We start from the raw sequence: 17,632 nt of genomic DNA on the forward strand, positions 1-17,632 counted from the left end.
ATTTCCTGTGAGCTTTAAGCTTTGTTATAAAGCGCTTTTGCTTTGCCGGTTGTTTTTAATCTGAGTCGGAAAGAGAGCTCGGCAATAAAGCCCGGCACGCGTAATATTTTTCGCTGAACATGTCTCGCATCACGGCACAATTCAATATTGTTAGAAGTAGACACGCCGCCCATTGAAAATTCAGACACCAGCCCTTTGATACGCTTAAAGGCATAGCCGTTTTTATACATTTTTGCCGCCAGCGCGTAATCGGATGAGACTTTATATTGCAGATCGTAGGGATATTTACGCAGTCCAGAGAGCGGGAAAAAGATAGCCTGATGGCTGGCCGGCAGGCTATGGTAGATATACCAGCCCCGCTTGGCGCTGCGGCGAATTTTATTACCATCACCAAAGTCCAGCAGCGCGTCACCAATCACCATCGCGTCATCGCGCTCGCCTAAGGCTGCCAGCTGATAAATCACCTCGGCAATCTCAGGGTGGAAAGCATCGCCGGAGTTCAGAAAGAGCGCATAGCGCCCCTGCGCCATGGCGATGCCTTTGTTCATCGCATCGTAAATGCCGCTGTCTTTCTCACTGACAAAGCGCAGGTTGTACTGGCCCTGCAGGCCAGCAAGAAACTCAGCCGTGCCGTCTGGAGAGTTGCCGTCCACCACAATCCATTCGAACTCGATGCCTTTGGCCTGTGCCAGATGCGCCAGCGATTGCCAGGTCTTCACGACCCCGGCATGGTTACGCCATGCCACTGTAATAACACTTAATAACATTATTGCGCACCTCCTGGCAGCGAATGCTGAATTGCTTTACGCAAAATAAATGGGCAAACAATTAAAAATGCATATTCCGGGCTAAAAATAGAACCGGTAAAAAACAAAGATACAGGCATAAACAACCAAAGCTGAACACGATAATTCTCATTATTGCCAAAGGCATTGCGCATCATTTTCATGACTCGCCACATATAGCCAGCGGTCATTAACACTGCAAACCATGAGAAATAAATAATCAGCAGATACAGTCCATTGTCCACGGTTTTCCCTACATCCGCACCGTTAAATATTCCGAATGATGCGACATATTCATAGAGAGAACCAAACCGTACTACGCCATCAACATTTGCCAGAGAGTAACCAACCATCGCCAATGGACCAATAATACGATAATACGATGACGACCCTTCGGTTCCCAAATCGCCAACACGGGTTGCGATATAAGGGAAAGCGAATACCAAACCGATTAAAAAAACAGCCAGTGAAATAATTGCCAATGGCAACTTCTTTTTAATGGCGCTTTTATTAAGGTATTGAAACGCCCACTCCAGCAGATAAAACAAAATAAACGTCATTACCCCGGAGAAAGATCCTGACAGGATTATCCCTAAAAGAATCATAACATCAGTTTTCGGCGTTTTGATACCAAACTGTTTGATGCTGAGCCAAATTGAGATTAATGCCAGGGCGAAGAAAGCGGGCTCGAAATAGAGCGCCGTAGTGCGCCGTCCACCAAAGCTAATAAAGTTGAGCACGTAACTGTTGCTGTAGATGAGAAACTTTGAAATTTTCTCAATCAGGCTACTGCCGCCGGTCAGAATAATCTGAGCCATTTCCGCCGCCGCCAGCGCCACAATAATGCCCACCACGGCATAGAAAAACCGTAATATCTTGCGGTGATTGCGCTGAGAAATAGTTTTGAATCGGCAGCTCCATGTCATGCCCAATATCAGCACAATATAGACAAACAGCATCATCGAGGTGACATACTTGGCCGGGTCGAGCGACTGGCCAAAAATGTAGTTAAATGCCGTCAGTCCCGCCCCCACACCCAACGCAATCATCAATTTTTTAAGGTTGATGCGCTCGATATACAGAAACAAAATCGCCGGCAGGAAGGTCACGATGGTTATCGGGAAGCTCTCCCCCAGCGAGGCGAGCTTAATGTTCACCACCAGATAGATGAACGGCAGCAGCAGATAGCTACAGACCCTGATAGAACGAGACATATTCCTCCAGCATCTGCTTGCCGCTATAGGCCGTGCGGCTGGCTGCACGGAACGTCGCTAAATCGGTCGCGAAAACCTGCTCTGCCAGCTGCGTTTTTTTAAGCTGCACCAGCGCCAGAACGTGTTCCGGGGTGAAGGTTTTGCCCCCCACTTTACGCAGAACTTCATCCGCGGCCTCGCTGCTCGTCGCCACCACCGGCACGCCGATAGACAGCGCCTCGCACAGGATCAGCGGATAGTTATCCACACGGGAACTGAACACCAGGCTGTCCATCGTGTTCAGCTCGCTCATCAGCGCGCGCTTGTCGGTCATATAGCCGTGGTTCACCACGTTAGCGCCTTCAAACGGCGAGAACTTGCCGAAGGTATGCAGCTCAATTTTGTCGCCCAGCGCCATCATTGCCTGTACCAGTTTCTGGTTGGTTTTGCCGTCATAGCGCAGGTCGTGGGCCACAATAGCCACGCGGGGCTTCACCGTCGCGATGCCGCTTTCAGGCAGCTCCGCCAGAATCGCCTCGGTGGCGACGTCGATACCGTTATTAATGATGCTGCAGCGCCCGGCACCATAGAGCTGATTAAAAGCTTCTGCGACGTGCTGGCTGGGGGAGATAAACTTGCAGCCCAGCGCCAGCATCTCGCGAAACAGCTGGCGCTTGCCCGCCACCTGCTGGTGCGCCTTATCTACTTTGACCGGCGGATAGTTGTTCAGCGTCGGGCATTTAACACAGCCGGTTTTCCAGCCTTCGCAGCCGTCCAGAAAGGCGCAGCGCCCGGTAATGCTCCAGTGATCGTGCAGCGTCCAGACGAAGGTAACATCCGGCTTGTGCGCCTTCACCCGCTGGCAAAACGACACCATTTCGTCCAGGTTCAGCCAATAGCTGTGCACCACATGGAAGTGCAGCACAACCGGCTGTGGGCTGCGAGTGACCCGACGGTAAAGCTTATTCAGATTGCCGAATGGATCGCGGTTCAGAAAACGGAACAGCGCGATATTGGCAACCGACACCAGGCGAGGCGTGTGTTTCTCAACGTCGGGATAAATGTCGTGGCTGGCGCTTTTCTTGCCGCCTTTGCCATAGCCATAGATAAAACGTGAGGACAGCCCGGCCAGACGTGCACGCTGGTGCAGATCGAGCGCCACGCCCGCCGCACCACCTTCGGCCAGGCGGACATTAAATTGCATGATGTTCATTGGATCACCTTCACCCGAGCTTTTTCACCGACCACCAGCGCATTGTCCGGCACGCTGTCCAGCACCACGCTGCCCGCGCCTACCGTCACGTTATTGCCGAGGGTGATATCGCCCACAATGATTACGTTAGCGCCCAGCTCAACGCCGTTGCCAATCACAGGGCAGGCGAGACTGTTCCCCCGGTTACCAATGGTGACGCCGTGGCGGATGGTGAAATCATCCCCGACGACGACGAACTTATTGATAACCACCGCATAGCCGTGATGAATAGTGAACCGGCGGCCAATGGTGGCTGCCGCCTGAATTTCATAGCCAAACAGGCATTCGGTAATGAATCGGTAGGCCAGCAGCACGGGCGCAGCCCAAAGGTTGTTGATGACGTTTTTCTTGCGCCACACCGAGCAAAAGTGGGCTACGCGATAGGCCAGCACCATGCAGCACGGGCGCAGGCTCCAGCTATTGGCACGAATATCCTCCAGCACGCTTACCTCCCCCGCAGACTATCGGCCAGGCGCTTGCCGTTGCGCACCGTCAGCAGAGCTAACAGGGTGCGCCACGACATGCGCTTATTGCGGATTTGGTAGAGCGTATACAGCTGATATTTCTTGCTGGCCCGGTCGAACTTGGCTTTGTGCTTGCGGTAAAAGTGGAAATAACCGGCAAATTTCTTGGGGGATTTGGTTATCTGCATTTCGCCGTGATTAACGTGCAGAATTTGGGTCGCCTCTTCCACCTTCCACGGCTGGCCGAACGCCACCACCATGCGCAGGAAGATGTCGTAATCCTGCGCCGCCTTCAGCTCGGTATCAAACAGGCTGCTTTTAAAGCGTTCGGCGTAGGTAAAGACCTGATTGCCGATGATATTGCGCTTGTAGAACAGCTTCAGGGAATACGGCGACTTCGGGTACAGCGGCAGGCTGGTCGGCTGCGAGTAGACCTGCCCTTCACACAAATAGTCGTTGGCATATAAAAACGCGTGGGTGACCAACTGATTCTGGTGGGACAGAAACACCGACAGCCGGTTCGGCGTCCATTCGTCATCATCATCAATGCCGGTGATAAAACGCCCTTGCGCCAGCCCAATGGCCTGGTTACGTACCGCACAGGCACCGCTGTTCATGTCGTTGTGAATGTAACGCACCCGAGGATCGCCGAGGTCTGCAACAAACTGCTCCAGCTGCTGGAAGCTGGCGGAACAGTCATCGACGATGATCATTTCCCAGTGGTCATAATCCTGCCGCAGCACCGAGTTGATGGCGCGAATGGCCAACTGCTGGCGGTTCCACGTCGGCATATATATAGAGATAAGCGGGCGAGTTGCGCTGCTGTTCATGGCTATCACCTTATTTAGCATCCGACTTATATTCGTATTCGTAATACCCGTAATCCTGGTAGCCCGTGGCCCGGCGGAAAATCGAGTTAAGGATCACGCCGCGCACGGCAATGCCGTTCTGCTCAAAGCGGCTCAGGCTGGTTTCCACTTCTTTCAGCGTGTTCACCGCGTAGCGAGCCACCATCAGCGTGGTGCCCGCATGGCGCCCCACAATTGCCGCATCGGTGACAGCCAGAATCGGCGGCGTATCTATCAGCACCAGGTCATAATTTTCACTGGCCCACTTCACCAACTGAGAGAAGCGCTCGTTCATCAACAGTTCGGACGGGTTAGCCGGGACCTGCCCGCGTGGGATAAGGTCAAAGTTCGGCACGGAGGTTTTCTGCGCGCAGCGGGTAATATCCCCCTGCCCTGACAGCACATCGGACAGCCCGTTAACGTTGGTGGTCCCCAGCAGTTCGTGGGTATAGCCTTTGCGCATGTCGCAGTCCATCAGCAGCACGCGCTTGTTGGTCTGGCTGATCACCGCCGCGAGGTTGGCGCACACAAAGGTTTTACCGATAGACGGGCTAACGCCGGTGAGCATCAGGACGTTGTTGGGGGCCTGCATCATGGCGAAATGCAGGCTGGTGCGCAGGCTGCGAATGGCTTCAATGGCCAGGTCGGTCGGGTTACCCACCGCCAGCAACTGGCTCTGTTTGAAGCGCTTAGTGCCTTTGACGTTGCGCAGGTTGGCCTGGTCGCGGGTTTTCTGCCATTCGGAGAGCGGAATGCTCGCATACACGCTGAGCCCCGCCTCTTCCAGCACGGTCGGGCTTTCAATGCCGCCGTTAAACAGCGAGCGCAGCAGCACCCCGATCACAGACACAATCAGGCCCAGAATGATGCTGCCCAGCACCACCAGCACGCGCTGAGGTTTAACCATGCCAGGCTGCGTAATCGCCGGGTCGACGATGCGCACATCACCCACCGTACTGGCTTCGGTGATTTTCAGCTCTTGCTGCTTGTTCAACAGCTGCATATAAACCTGCTGCCCGGACTCCACATCGCGGGTCAGGCGCACAATTTCCTGCTGGGTTTTGGGCATCGCGGCGATGCTGTTGGTCAGGCGAGCTTTCTGATCTTCCAGCGTTCGGCGTTGCTCCAGCAACGTGCGGTAGGACGGGTGGGCTTTGGTGTACAGCTTGGAGATTTCAGCTTCTTTGAAGGTCAGCTGATTCAGCTGAGCGTCGATGTTGACCACGGAATCCAGCAGCGATTTCGCCTCCAGAGAAAGATCCACCGAATCCTGGCGCTGACGATAGGCATTCAGTTTGTTCTCTGCGGCATCCAGATTGCGACGCACTTCAGGCAACTGCTCGGCCAGGAACTTCAGGCTTTTGGCGGCCTCTTCAGATTTACGCTGCACGTTCTGCGCCAGGTAGTTGCGGGTGATACTGTCGAGAATGGTGCGGATCTGATCTTTATCCTCCCCGGTGTAGGACAAACTAAGCACGCCGGTATCTTTGCCGTTTTCAGTCACCGTCAGGTTGCCCAGCAGCTGGTTGATCATCCCCAACGTGGAATACTTCACCACCGTGAAATTGTCACCGGGCTGCGCCTGGATGCCCTCCACCTGCATCGTAACGCCCGATTTACTCAGCAGCTTGCCCACTTCACCTTTGGCGCTAAAGCCATTGTCGCTGGTCAGCTGATACTGTTTATCGTTCAGCACTTCCACGGTAAAGGTGTCTTTGTTCATCGCCGCCGGCAGCGTAAACGTGGTGACATTCACCGTGTCGTTCTGGTGCCCCTGCAGGCGGTCCCAGCCAGCGCCGAACAGCCAGAAGGTGTTCTTAGTCACCGAGATGTCCAGATTCAGGTCATCAACGGTTTTCCCCAGCACCATGCGGGACTGGATCAGCTGAATTTCTGCGGCAGACGCCGGTGGCTTATTGCTGAGCGCGGAGCTGATGTCGTTCACCAGCGTGTTACCGGCATTTTGTTCGATTTGCACCAGCGCGTCGGCCTTGTAGACCGGCGTGGCAAACAGGGCATAAACCGCGGCCAGCACGGCAAACAGCCCCGTAATGCCGATAACCCACCAGCGAGCCTCCAGCACGGTGCCAAACAAACGGCCAATATCAATTTCGTCATTGCCCTCGGTCGGGGCGCTCGAACGGCGTACTTTCTCTGTCATTGTTATCCCTGATGAGCGTTGAGTGCGTTAGCCCACTTTTGGGCAGAAAGGTCGAGCATGCTGTAGACCGCTTCGAAGGCGTCGCGGCTTTTACGATAGGGGTCAGGAATTTCTCTGCCGGCATCCCAGTGGCCAAACAGCATCACTTTGCCGCGCATTTCGGGTGCCATTTCGCACAGCGTGGTGATGTGGCGTTTTTCCATCGCCAGAATCAGATCGTGCTCCCGGCATAGACGCCCCGAAACCTGGCGGGCTAAATGCCCCTCAAGCGAAAGGTTGTGCCGCCCGGCAACCTCAACAGCACCGGCATCAGCGCCCTTGCCGACCAGCGCCCCCAGCCCGGCTGAGCTGACGCTAAGCTCCGGGTGGTAACGTTTGAGCAGCCGTTCAGCCGTGGGGGAACGGCAGATGTTCCCCACGCAAACCACAAGTATTTTGTTGAACATAGCGCGTTACCAGGTGTGAATATCTTTGGCGGTATCGGTCATGTAACGCACGCCGCTGATGGTTGGCAGAAGCTGGTTGATCAGGCGATTCCAGCGAGAAACTGGGGCGGTAGTGACGTACACCACGTCATACGGCTGGAGCTGGAACTCGGTGCCCATCACCAGCGAAGTCGCATCGGACATATCGAGCTGATAAATGTTGGCAATCTTGCCGTTTTGCTGCGTCTGGCCTTTGAGCGGACGGATCACGAAGATGCCGCTGGCGTTGGACGAGGTGAGATCGATACCTTCGGCCTGGCCAAGCGCCTCGGTAAGCGTCATGCCGCTGAAGTCCATTTTGAGGGTGGTTTGCTTCTTCACTTCCCCCATCACAAACACTTTCAGATCGTCATTACGCGGCACAAACAGAATGTCGCCGGGGTAGAGCAAATGGTTTTGGCTGAGGTCGCCATTTTGCATCAGCGCCTGCAGAGAAATGCGTTTTTCCTGCCCGTTATGGGTCAGAACGACGTTACGCCAGTCGGCTACTTCGGTTAAACCGCCTGCGGCATTTATCGCGTCGAGGATAGTCAGCGGTACGTTAGTGATGGGCTGCTGGCCGGATTTATTTACCTGCCCGGAGATATAGGCCTTTTGCGAGCGGAAGGCAGCGATATTAACGTCCACCTGCGGCTGGGCAATGTACTGCGCAAGACGGCTGGTAATATCGCTGCGAATTTCTGCCAGCGTTTTGCCGGTCACGCTGATTTTGCCCACATACGGATAGAACATGGTGCCATCGGGCTGTACCCAGTTACCGGTGTCGCTTGAACTGCGATATTGCCCCGCAGGCGTGGTGAGTTCCGGATGATCCCAGACCGTGACGTTTAATACATCCCCCGGCCCGACGCGGTACTGGTAATTGGCGATATCTTTATCCAGCCCGGCATTCGGCTGGGCAACCACTGGACGAGGCCTCAGTTGCTCCACCAGTCGCGGCGTTAAAGGATAAACGTTGACCATTCGGTCAAGGTCGAAATCGGCATCCTGTTGTTTGATGACGTCTTTTCCCGACGTAGACATATTGCTGCCGGGAAATATCGTGCAGCCGCTCATCAGGGTGACTGACACCAATAATGGCATCAACTTCAGTTTGTATTTTATCATTGAATATTTATCACTATGGCAGAGTAATTATCCTGAGCGAATAAAACAGGCAAGCAATTAACCGTGAGAACGAAGTGCAGAATTGAACATATTCAGAGAATGAGAAAACTGGCATTATTCCTAAAATAAGCTTATTCCCCGACATTCTGATGACGCCATCACTTGCTGTTATCTGGCCGCATCCGGGCATGCTACCGCCCCTGGCTCACAGTCACCAACCCACTGAAAAAGGTAAATAATCCTAATAACCTGAGATTCTCTAATATCCGAAAGATATTGAAAAAAATGAATCAGGTCTTATGACAATGCTGGGACAAACTATTACTAAACGAGTAATCACACATTCATTGCTAATCATCGCCAAAGATTGTTGCAGCTTAAAACTCAGCAGGCAAGGAGACAAAAGGCTGGAGGCGGACTTTTAAGAATAATATGAACCACGCAATAATAACATTTTAGGATTTTCTTTATATTGACAATAAAAATAATAAGACAATGCCTGGGAAAATATGCAGAACTATCTCATAGCGGCGTATTCATATATAAAATATATAACTCAAATGCTTCTTTAAATATTATCCGCAATAATTTGCCGGGCATTCATTTAATGCTGAAAATTCTATTAGTCATTACGGATTATTCTCAGACAAACATTGCTTTTTGTCCGACAATTATCCATCATTTCCGTGTGGCATTTGCCCGTAAGTTAAAGGCTATAAACCCCGTATGGAATGGATTGCCGACCCCTCAGTCTGGGCCGGGTTAGTTACCCTGGTCGTTTTAGAACTGGTTCTGGGCATTGATAACCTCGTTTTTATTGCCATCCTCGCCGAAAAGCTGCCTCCTAAACTGCGCGATCGCGCCCGCGTCACGGGCTTACTGCTGGCGATGGTTATGCGCCTGCTGCTGCTGGCCTCCATTTCGTGGCTGGTGACGCTTACCCGACCGCTATTCACCCTTCACGACCTTAGCTTTAGCGCCAGGGATCTGATCATGCTGTTGGGCGGTATGTTCCTGCTGTTTAAGGCCACGATGGAGCTGAATGAGCGGCTGGAGGGCAAAGACAGCGAGCATCACACGCAAAAACGGGGGGCCAAATTCTGGCCCGTTGTGGCGCAAATCGTCATCCTTGACGCCGTGTTTTCCCTTGATTCGGTGGTCACCGCCGTTGGCATGGTCGACCATCTGGCGGTCATGATGGTCGCGGTTATCATCGCCATCGGGCTGATGGTGCTGGCCAGCAAGTCGCTGACTCGGTTTGTGAACAGCCACCCGACCATCGTGATTTTGTGCCTGAGTTTCCTGCTGATGATTGGCTTTAGCCTGGTGGCCGACGGCTTTGGCTATCAAATCCCGAAAGGCTATCTCTATGCCGCCATCGGATTCTCGGTGATGATTGAATCACTCAATCAACTGGCGATATTTAACCGCCGACGTTTTCTTTCCGCAAATCAGTCGCTGCGGGAGCGCACCGCCGAAGCCGTGCTGCGGCTATTGAACGGCAAGAAAGAAGACGCGGAACTGGATGCCCAGACCGCCTCACTTATTGCCGACAGCGGCATTAACAGCGATGTTTTTAACCCGCAGGAAACGCGGATGATCGAGCGCGTGCTGCACCTGAACCAGCGCAGCGTCAGCAGTATCATGACCTCCCGCCACGACGTCGAGCATCTGGACATTACCGCCCCGGAAGCCGAGGTTCGCGAACTTCTGAATAAAAACCAGCACACGCGCATCGTGGTCACGGACAATGACGATGACATCCTCGGCGTGGTGCACGTTATCGATTTATTGCAGCAGTCGCTGCACGGCGAAGCGCTGAATATTACGCCGTTGATTCGTCAGCCGCTGGTTTTCCCGGAGGCATTACCGCTGCTGCAGGCGTTAGAACAGTTCCGCAACGCGCGCACCCATTTTGCTTTTGTCGTCGATGAGTTTGGCTCGGTGGAAGGCATTGTCACCCTAAGCGACGTGATGGAAACCATCGCCGGTAATCTGCCGAACGAAGTGGAAGAGATAGATGCCCGCCACGATATCCAGAAAAATCAGGACGGCAGCTGGACGGCTAACGGCCACATGCCGCTGGACGACCTGGTGCAGTACATCGCCCTTCCCCTGGATGAGAAACGGGAATACCACACCATTGCCGGGTTGCTGATGGAGCATTTGCAGCATATTCCAGCCGAAGGCGAGAGCGTTGAAGTGGGGAATTATTTGCTCAAAACGCTGGAGGTGGTGAATCACAGGGTCAACAAAGTACAAATCATCCCGCTCGAACAAGGCGATAATCTGCTGGATTATGAGGTATAAAAAAACCGGCGAGAGCCGGTTTTTTTGTCGTTAAAGCTTATTCAGTAACTGCTGAGCGTCTTTCGCCTTGTCGCTCTCTTTATGCTTATCCAGCCAGTCATTGAGCCGACGCTTAGCTTCATCCTGCAGCTGCTTACGCAGCACCTGGTCAACCTGCAGCGTGTAATTCAGCTGCTGCCACGGGCCATAAACCCGGAGCGGAACGGCCGTGTTTTTTAGCACTTCAATCAGTTTACTGTCGCTGCCCTGCCAGCCGCCGCCGACTTTAATTGCAAAGTTGGTGTCGCAGACCTCTTTCACCAGATCCATCGTGCCTTCGCCGGTCAGGGACAATACGCTGGACTCACCGACCATCTTCGTCATCGTCAGAAGCCCGTTATCCAGCGACGCAGACGTGGAGAAGTGATCAAGCTCGGTGACGTTCTGAACATTCTGCTGCGCATCCACGCCCTCATTGTTCCGACTGACCGCCTGCTGAATCAGCTGCTGGAAGTTCATCCCCTCGAGGCGGGAATGGGCCAGCTCAAGCTGGGCGTCTCCCTGCCAGTTACTGCGGAAATCCTCCGCATCAAGGCGTTCACCGCTGAAATCACCCGTCATAGAAAACTGCCCGGTTAACGCAATCGGGTAATCAAACGCGGTCAGAATTTTGCCGATCTCAATATTTTTCACCTGCGGCTGGAAGGCAAGCTCAGGCGTCTTGCCGCTGGCATCCAGGAAGCCCGGCAGCGAGAGCGTGCCCTGCCCCAGCTTGCCGTTGAGCTGGTTAATACTGAGTTTACCCTCCTGATTCACCAGCGCGGTCTGCACATCGCTGAACGCCAGGCCGCGCCAGCGCACTTCACCAGCCTTGATATTCAGTACGGCATTAAAATTACGCAGGCTGTGGTAGTTGGTTTCACCCTGTTGTTCGGCAATCACCGGGCCCGGGCGGGACGGTTGCTGAGCCTGCTGGGCCTGTTGGTTAATCAAGGTATCCGCAACGGGCGCATTGGCCACCAGTTTGTCGAGATTGAGCAGGCGAGATTGCAGATCCACCGTCCACTGCGGTTTATCCTGCATCGCCACGCTGACATTGCCCTGTAAATCACTGTCGTTGGCCGTGAGCTGCATATTTGACAGCGAAAGCTGGCTGCCCGTGTTTTTCCAGCCCAGTTGAAGCGATCCCGAGCCGCCGATGCCGCCAGCCGGAAGGTCGGCGCCCTGCAGCTGGTAGTCAATTTGGCTTAACGTGGCGTTGATTTGCTGCGGATAGTCATGGAGATCGACATCTGCGGTGACCGAAAGCGTTAAATCCCGCTGGTCACGGTTGATTTGGCTGCTGAATTCAATATGCGCCTGGCGCTTATCATCCTGCGTCATTTGCAGGTTAATGTTGCGGACGGTGATCTGCTCGTCATTGATATGCTGGAAGACCAGCACGCTGTCGACGACCTTAAGCTTCGCGACATCAAAGGACCAGCCACGCCCGGTATCCGGTTCACTAATGGTGTCTTTTGGCCCTACCGGCGCGTTAGCCGAAAGCTTCGCTTCAGCCTGCGGCGTCATCTGAATCACCGCGCTTTTCAGCATGACCTGGCGAACCTGAAGCTGGTGAGAAAGCAGCGGAATCAGCGCTACATCCAGACGCATATTTTCCGCGCTAACCATTGGCAAACTGGCACCCGGCGCAGTCAGTGACATGCGACCAGACAAAATACTCAGCTGCGGCCAGACATGCCAGCGCAGCGGCCCTTCCAGCTCAAGGTGATAGCCGCTGCGGGCCTCAACCTGACGAACCATATAACCACGGAAGTCGTTAGGGTTAACCAACAACACGAGTGAGGTCAGGCCGGCTATCAGCACAACCAGCAGAATCATCAACGTGGTTAATAGTCGTCTCATAACATTCTCCATATCATTCGCCAGAGGGCGAACAACTCACTGCAATTCAGTCTTTATCGATACGGCTTGCTACCGCACCCTGCTGGTCGCGGTATTTGGCATCCTGACGGCGATTATAAGGGCGAGCGGCTGGCCCGGAGAGGGGTTCAAAGCTCAGCGCGCCAATCATCATGCCCGGACGCAGCGCCAGCGGCAGCTTCCCTGAATTGTAGAATTCAAGCACGATACAGCCATGCCAGCCCGGATCGATGCGGTGGGCGGTGACGTGTACCATCAGGCCCAGGCGCGCTAACGAGGAACGCCCATCCAGCCAGCCCACAAGGTCGTCCGGCAGCGTGACAGATTCCAGCGTTACCGCCAGCGCCAGTTCACCGGGGTGTAGAAAGAAAGCTTCACCTTCTTCCAGCACAATCTCATCACTCATCACGCGCTCTAACGCTTCGGTGACTTCATCTTTTGGGCCGCTGAGATCGATAAAAGGTGCGGTATGCCCGCTAAACGTGCGGAATTTATTGCCGAGGCGCACATCCACGGTGGCACCGTTAATGCGTTCAACCGGAGGACGGGGGGTAATCGCTAAACGGCCATCATCCAGCCAGGCTTCGATATCACGATCGCAAAGGCGCATCGCAGATTCTCCTTATCAATCTCAGTTTACACACACTGCCACAGAGCGTCGACGATAGCCAATTGGCAATGGATGAGGGATTCAACGTAAAAGCGAGCGGCTTACGCGCGCCCGCAAAGGTCTTTATTCAAAGAACTGACTGATTTTGGCTTTCAGAATATCGATTGCGATGCGGTTCTTGCCCCCGCGCGGCACGATAATATCGGCGTATTGTTTGGAAGGCTCAATAAATTGCAGGAACATTGGGCGTACCGTTTTTTGATACTGCGCCATCACGGAGTCCATTGAACGGCCGCGCTCGTTAACGTCGCGCTTCATACGGCGCATCAGGCAGATATCCAGCGGTGTATCAACAAAAATAGAGAAGTTCATTTCCTGGCGCAGGCGCGCATCGGTCAGCAGCAGGATGCCTTCCAGAATGATCACCTTCTTCGGGACCAAATGCACGGTCTGGTCGGTGCGGGTGTGCTCCACGTAGCTATAAACCGGCAGTTCGATAGCTTTGCCGGACTTCAACGTCTGCAAATGCTGGAAAAGCAGGTTGTGGTCCATTGCGCTGGGGTGATCGTAGTTGGTTTTAACACGCTCTTCCATCGACAGATGGCTTTGATCTTTGTAGTAACTGTCTTCTGGAATGACACCAATGTGTTCATCGCCGACTTGCTCGCGCAGTTCACGATACAACGTGCTGGCAATGAGGCTTTTCCCTGAAGCCGATGCGCCGGCTATCCCGATGATGACGCATTGATGAGACTGATCGGTCATATTATTTACGGCCTGAATACGAAAAGTGTTGGAAGGACGACGCGGAGGCGTCAAACGCCGCAATTATAGGGACAACCGCCTTTTGATACCAGTCTCTTACCCCCTGCAATCGTGAAATTACGCGGCAAAGGGCCAACAAAGTGACAAAGGCATGACAGCGCACCATCGCCAGGCAACGGGTAAAGTGGAATTATTTAATTACGTGATTTGACTACGCAATTTCTGACACTCTGTAGGTAAATTCTGACAACCGAGCATAGGAATTGTAAATTGTTTGTACTAGCATAAACCGATTCTTTATTTATATGCATCCGGGCATGACTCCTGGCGGCAGTGTCCAAGCGGATTTGCGGTAATGATTAGAAAAAACAGACAAACAGAAGCCGCCGTCCATTCACTGATACTGCTGGCTGGCTTGGGGTTACTCAGCTTTGTTTTCACCCTCTATTCCCTTGAGCTGACGTTAAAAGGCACCGATCTGGTGCCTATCTGGTTTACCACCTCGGTGATGATGGCGGCATTTTTCCGTTCTCCTTTCCGTCAATGGCCGTTCATTGCCGCCGTCTGTGCACTGGGCAGCATGGCAGCCAGCGCCGCCGTTTTTTCATTTAGCGGTCTGAATATCTCGTTAACCGCAATAAACCTGTTTGAGGCGCTGCTGGGCGCGCTTTTGTTACGCCGCTTTTTGCCGCGGGAAAACCCCTTACAAAACCTCAATAACTGGTCACGACTTGCCGTGTGCAGTGCGGTAATCCCTCCGCTGGTCGGCGGCCTGCTGGTGACGCTATTGCCGATACCGGTTGACTCCTCGTCGCTGAAAACCTTCTTTATATGGGTGCTGTCTGAATCCATCGGGGCGCTGGCGCTGATGCCGGCAGGGCTGCTGTTTAAACCTTATTATTTGCTTCGTCACCGCAAAGCGGCCCTGCTATTCGAAACCGTGGCAACCTTCGCCGTCACGCTGGCACTCAGCTATTTTTCATTAATTTATCTGCCCTGGCCGTTCACTTTTATCATCGTCATTCTGATGTGGAGCGCCATTCGGCTGCCGCGTCTGGAAGCCTTTATTATTTTCCTTGCCACGCTGATGATGGTCTCGGCGATGATAGCCATCGGCAAGCTCCCGATGTTAACGCCCCACCCGCGCGTGCTGGAATATGCGCCGTGGCTGCCGTTTCTGCTGATTCTGCTGCCGGCAAACGTCATCACAATGGTGATGTACTCCTCCCGCACAGAGCGTAAACACATCACCGAAAGCGAAACGCGCTTTCGTAACGCCATGGAATACTCGGCTATTGGCATGGCGCTGGTCTCTACCGAGGGCAAATGGCTGCAGGTCAATAAGTCATTATGTAAGTTCCTCGGCTATTCCAGCGAAGAGCTGAGCGATCTCACCTTCCAGCAAATTACCTGGCCCGAAGATTTGAATCTCGATCTTCAGCACCTGAGCAAGCTTGAGGCCGGGCATATCAATAGCTATTCAATGGAAAAGCGCTATTACACCAGCGCGGGCAATGTCGTGTGGGCCATGCTCACGGCGTCCGTTGTGCGTCATACCGACGGCACGCCGCTCTACTACATAGCCCAGATTGAAGACATCAACGACCTGAAGCATACCGAGTGGATCAACAAGCGGCTGATGGAGCGGATTACGCTTGCCAATGAAGCCGGCGGCATCGGCATCTGGGAGTGGGATCTGACCAACGATGTCATCAGCTGGGATAAGCGGATGTTTGAGCTTTACGACGTGCCGCCGCATACCAAACCCACCTACCAGCTCTGGCTGAACAGGCTGGTGAAAGAAGATCTCGCCCACTCGGAAACCGTTATTCGCGAGTCGTTAAAAAATCGCCTGCCGTTTAAGCTTGAATTTCGTATCCATGTCAAAGACGGTATCCGCCATATCCGCTCCTTGGCTAACCGCGTGCTGAATAAGAACGGCGACGTGGAACGGCTGCTGGGCATCAATATGGACATGACCGAAGTTAAGCAGCTCAACGAAGCGCTGTACCAGGAAAAAGAGCGGCTGCACATCACGCTGGACTCGATCGGCGAAGCGGTAATTTGCACCGACGTCGACATGAATGTCTCCTTTATGAACCCGATTGCCGAGAAGCTCAGCGGCTGGGCGCAGGAGGCGGCCATCGGCCAGCACATTCTGGCGATTCTGCGCATCACCTTCGGCGATAACGGCCCGGTGATGGAAAACATACACAGCGGCGATTTTTCCCGGAGCGCTATAGAGCAGGATGTCGTGCTGCATTGCCGCAACGGCGGTAGCTACGACATCCACTACACCATTACGCCGCTGACCACGCTGGACGGCCAAAGCATTGGCTCCGTGCTGGTTATCCAGGATGTGACTGAGTCCCGGAAAATGCTCAAACAGCTGAGCTACAGCGCCTCGCACGATAGCCTGACGCACCTGGCCAACCGGGTAAGCTTTGAGAATCACCTGAAGCGCTTACTGCAGGGTGCGGTTGAACACCGCCAGCGCCATGCCCTGGTGTTCATTGACCTCGACCGTTTTAAAGCCGTAAACGACTCCGCGGGCCATGCCGCAGGTGATGCTTTGCTGCGGGAGCTGGCGGCGATGATGCTGAGTATGCTGCGCACGGGGGATTTCCTTGCTCGCCTCGGCGGCGACGAATTTGGTTTGCTGCTGCCAGATTGTTCCACTGAAAACGCACGTTATATTTCTGAGCGCATCATTCGCAGTATCAACGACTACCACTTTATGTGGGATGGCCGTCTGCACCGCATCGGCGCCAGCGCCGGGATCACGCACATTGACGGCGATAATGCTATCGCGTCTGAAGTGCTCTCCCAGGCCGATATCGCCTGCTACGCCTCGAAGAACAACGGCCGCGGCCAGGTCACGGTTTATGAACCGCATCGCCACTACATGGAACAAGGGCGAGACACCATGCCCCTCGACGAGCAGTGGCAGGTGATCAAAGACAATCCGATGCTGATGATAGCGATGGCGATTGCGCCGCCGCGCATCCCGGAATCGACCTGTTTCTATCTCCTGACCCTGCGCTTCTGGGGCAACGAAGGGGACGTTATCAACGAAGCCGCATTCCGCTCAGGCCTCGCCGACCCGGCACTTCACCATGCGCTGGATCGCCGCGTATTTAGCGAATTTTTTGACAAGTATGCCGCTCAGGTCGCAAGGAAAGGTTTTGGCGTCGCGCTGCCCGTTTCCGGTGCGGGCCTGGTCAGCGACACCTTCGTCAATGAGCTGCTGGAACAGCTTTCCTCCAGCAGAATGCCGGCCCGTCTGCTGCACCTGACGATTCAAAGCAGCGACTTGCTCACCGAGCCACAGCGCGCTTATGCCAGCCTGAAACGGCTGCGCAAAGCCGGTTGCCGCATGGTGCTGAGCCACGTTGGGCGCGATCTGGAACTGTTTAATACCCTGAGCCATCATCTGTTCGACTACGTGATGTTAGACCCGGACCTGATCCTCAACGTGCACTGTAATCTGATGGACGAAATGATGGTGACGATTGTGCATGGTCACGCCCAACGCATGGCGCTGCAAACTATCGCCGGTCCGGCGGATATGCCTCTGGTAATGGATACGCTGTCGGGCATTGGCATTGATTTAATCTATGGGGAAACCATCGCCCAGCCGCAGCCGCTGGAGCTGCTGCTGACGAATAGTTATTTTGGCATTAACTGACCGGCCCCACCCCAATAAAAAAACCCCTGTCCGGTTGACCGATTCAGGGGTTTTTATTTAGC

General features: G+C 53.9%; 13 protein-coding genes. 2 read left to right on the forward strand and 11 right to left on the reverse strand.

Features of this window, described 5'->3' with window-relative positions:
• Positions 1–14: 14 nt before the first annotated feature.
• From wcaE to AAIE02_RS10525, 8 genes are read right to left on the reverse strand one after another with little or no spacing between them, the layout of a single operon-like run.
• On the reverse strand, positions 15–767 hold the full coding sequence (wcaE, locus tag AAIE02_RS10490; protein ID WP_336981540.1) for a colanic acid biosynthesis glycosyltransferase WcaE: 753 nt from the start codon (positions 765–767) through the stop codon (positions 15–17).
• Positions 767–1,999 (reverse strand): colanic acid polymerase WcaD, encoded by a 1,233-nt coding sequence (gene wcaD, locus AAIE02_RS10495; RefSeq protein ID WP_498532496.1) that lies wholly within the window; start codon positions 1,997–1,999, stop codon positions 767–769. Before wcaD ends, wcaE begins: the two co-directional genes overlap by 1 nt.
• On the reverse strand, positions 1,974–3,191 hold the full coding sequence (locus tag AAIE02_RS10500) for a glycosyltransferase (RefSeq protein WP_498532497.1): 1,218 nt from the start codon (positions 3,189–3,191) through the stop codon (positions 1,974–1,976). Before AAIE02_RS10500 ends, wcaD begins: the two co-directional genes overlap by 26 nt.
• On the reverse strand, positions 3,188–3,673 hold the full coding sequence (wcaB, locus tag AAIE02_RS10505; RefSeq protein WP_498532498.1) for a colanic acid biosynthesis acetyltransferase WcaB: 486 nt from the start codon (positions 3,671–3,673) through the stop codon (positions 3,188–3,190). The genes AAIE02_RS10500 and wcaB overlap by 4 nt, the downstream gene beginning before the upstream one ends.
• Before the next feature lie 2 nt (positions 3,674–3,675).
• Positions 3,676–4,524 carry a colanic acid biosynthesis glycosyltransferase WcaA gene (gene wcaA / locus AAIE02_RS10510; RefSeq protein ID WP_008455089.1) on the reverse strand — a complete coding sequence of 283 codons (849 nt, stop codon included), beginning with the start codon at positions 4,522–4,524 and terminating at the stop codon, positions 3,676–3,678.
• A 10-nt stretch (positions 4,525–4,534) separates the two neighbouring features.
• Positions 4,535–6,703, reverse strand: coding sequence for a tyrosine-protein kinase Wzc (gene wzc / locus AAIE02_RS10515; RefSeq protein ID WP_498532499.1), 2,169 nt, complete (start codon positions 6,701–6,703; stop codon positions 4,535–4,537).
• 2 nt (positions 6,704–6,705) lie between these two features.
• Positions 6,706–7,149, reverse strand: coding sequence for a low molecular weight protein-tyrosine-phosphatase Wzb (wzb, locus tag AAIE02_RS10520; RefSeq protein WP_008455093.1), 444 nt, complete (start codon positions 7,147–7,149; stop codon positions 6,706–6,708).
• Between the two features lie 6 nt (positions 7,150–7,155).
• Positions 7,156–8,295, reverse strand: coding sequence for a polysaccharide export protein (locus AAIE02_RS10525; protein WP_166862848.1), 1,140 nt, complete (start codon positions 8,293–8,295; stop codon positions 7,156–7,158).
• A 726-nt stretch (positions 8,296–9,021) separates the two neighbouring features.
• Here AAIE02_RS10525 and AAIE02_RS10530 point away from each other — a divergent pair.
• On the forward strand, positions 9,022–10,605 hold the full coding sequence (locus tag AAIE02_RS10530; protein ID WP_498532500.1) for a TerC family protein: 1,584 nt from the start codon (positions 9,022–9,024) through the stop codon (positions 10,603–10,605).
• A 30-nt stretch (positions 10,606–10,635) separates the two neighbouring features.
• Here the strand turns inward: AAIE02_RS10530 and asmA are convergent, their stop codons facing one another.
• From asmA to udk, 3 genes are all read right to left on the reverse strand, one after another.
• Positions 10,636–12,489 carry an outer membrane assembly protein AsmA gene (gene asmA, locus AAIE02_RS10535; protein ID WP_336981554.1) on the reverse strand — a complete coding sequence of 618 codons (1,854 nt, stop codon included), beginning with the start codon at positions 12,487–12,489 and terminating at the stop codon, positions 10,636–10,638.
• A 46-nt stretch (positions 12,490–12,535) separates the two neighbouring features.
• The gene (dcd, locus tag AAIE02_RS10540; RefSeq protein ID WP_008455101.1) at positions 12,536–13,117 is read right to left on the reverse strand and encodes a dCTP deaminase; all 582 of its coding nucleotides are present in this window, start codon (positions 13,115–13,117) and stop codon (positions 12,536–12,538) included.
• A 123-nt stretch (positions 13,118–13,240) separates the two neighbouring features.
• The gene (gene udk, locus AAIE02_RS10545; protein ID WP_008455103.1) at positions 13,241–13,882 is read right to left on the reverse strand and encodes a uridine kinase; all 642 of its coding nucleotides are present in this window, start codon (positions 13,880–13,882) and stop codon (positions 13,241–13,243) included.
• Positions 13,883–14,237: 355 nt separating this feature from the next.
• Here udk and AAIE02_RS10550 point away from each other — a divergent pair, with 355 nt between their 5' ends.
• Positions 14,238–17,570 (forward strand): diguanylate cyclase, encoded by a 3,333-nt coding sequence (locus AAIE02_RS10550; protein WP_498532501.1) that lies wholly within the window; start codon positions 14,238–14,240, stop codon positions 17,568–17,570.
• Positions 17,571–17,632 lie beyond the last annotated feature (62 nt).

Source organism: Cedecea sp. Ae19-4, assembly GCF_059801165.1.